Source organism: Microcystis sp. LE19-84.1B, from assembly GCF_027531875.1.
GTDB lineage: Bacteria > Cyanobacteriota > Cyanobacteriia > Cyanobacteriales > Microcystaceae > Microcystis > Microcystis panniformis.
Map to the genome: position 1 here is coordinate 1 of NZ_JAPZSR010000037.1, position 1310 is coordinate 1310.

Genomic DNA, 1310 nt, shown 5'->3' on the forward strand with positions numbered 1-1310 from the left:
AATTCCCCAAGCTCCCTCTCTGTCCAGCAATGCTCTAAAGTTGATAAATATCAATCTAACAAAAACTCAAAGCCCTATTGTACAAGCTTTACAAGCATGAGTTGTTGATAGTTTTGCATGACAGGTTCGGTAGAGCCAAAAAACCAATATCTCTTCGTTTAATATTGTCTGCATCATAAACTAATTCATAGTTAGCTGAATTACCCTTGAATTGAAATTTTTCATTACCTCTAAAATAAGTATTTTTCTTGTTATCTATAAATAATTTTGCTTGTTCTTTTTCTTTTTGGTAAAATTTTTGCAAAGTAATATCGTTGTCATAAAGCTCTTCGACAATCAAGCGTATTTTAGGAGAATTGCTTTCATTACTAACAAAAGACTTGGGGATGATGGTAGCGTCAGGAACATCAGGAATTGCAACAGATTGACATCCAAGTTGTTGCCAATTCTGCGGGATTTGAACAGTGATACCCTCGCAAGAGAAGGAAACAGGTTTTGGGAATAACATAGTTAGCCAAAGTTGAACCTTATCGGGATTAGTGATAAGAGTAACTATAACCGAACCCGATACAGCTATCGGTAAACTTTTTTGCCCGAATTTCATTAGCCATGAACGGATCGTGTTTTTTTTCTCTGGTTTGGTAGAATTTACAGAGGGTTGTTCGGATTGATGAATTTTTTTCTGATTGTTTGTCCAGAAAGGTAATAGTTGACCGATCCTTGTAATGATCGATTGTTTTGATTTTGTCTCTGGTGTGGTAGAATTTACAGAGGGCTGTTCGGATGGATGACTTTTTTGCTGATTGTTTTTCCTAGAAAAGGGTAGTTTAGGGATCATTGGTTGAGGATGGTTGTTGATGGCATACAGCAGTTAATTTATTCCTCTGGTACAGCCAATTCCTTATTGGATAAACCTTTCAGGGTGGAGAATTTACCAGAACAAACATGAATCCGCCGTAACAATATTATAACTACAGTGTAATCATTGATCTTATCGGATAAATTAGCCGTCAAGGAGAATAATAACGTTACTGCGATATCGATAATAATTATAATGAGATTTTGTCGGGTGCGTTTCTTGCTGCAACGAGGGGGAACGCACCTTATGCCATTTTTCTATATTCGTGGCAGACATTCTACTCCCCTCTACCTTTTTGGGAGAGGGGAGCGAAATTTGACATCCTCGCCGCCCTAAAAGTGCGGCGATTCCTAAACCTCACGATTTAAGTTTCTGCTTCCACCACCGTCGCATACCACAGTTAAAAAACCATGTACTGTCTTACACAGAGTCCACAGACTTTCGCCCCATT

At 38.2% G+C, this 1310-nt stretch carries 2 protein-coding genes; both read right to left on the bottom strand.

Features of this window, described 5'->3' with window-relative positions; all coding sequences use genetic code 11:
* Positions 1-88 precede the first annotated feature (88 nt).
* Positions 89-838: a hypothetical protein gene (locus O9324_RS02040; RefSeq protein WP_288139355.1), complete on the bottom strand. Its 750-nt coding sequence runs from the start codon at positions 836-838 to the stop codon at positions 89-91.
* A 165-nt stretch (positions 839-1003) separates the two neighbouring features.
* Positions 1004-1135, bottom strand: a complete 132-nt coding sequence (locus O9324_RS02045; protein WP_288139356.1) for a hypothetical protein — start codon at positions 1133-1135, stop codon at positions 1004-1006.
* Positions 1136-1310 lie beyond the last annotated feature (175 nt).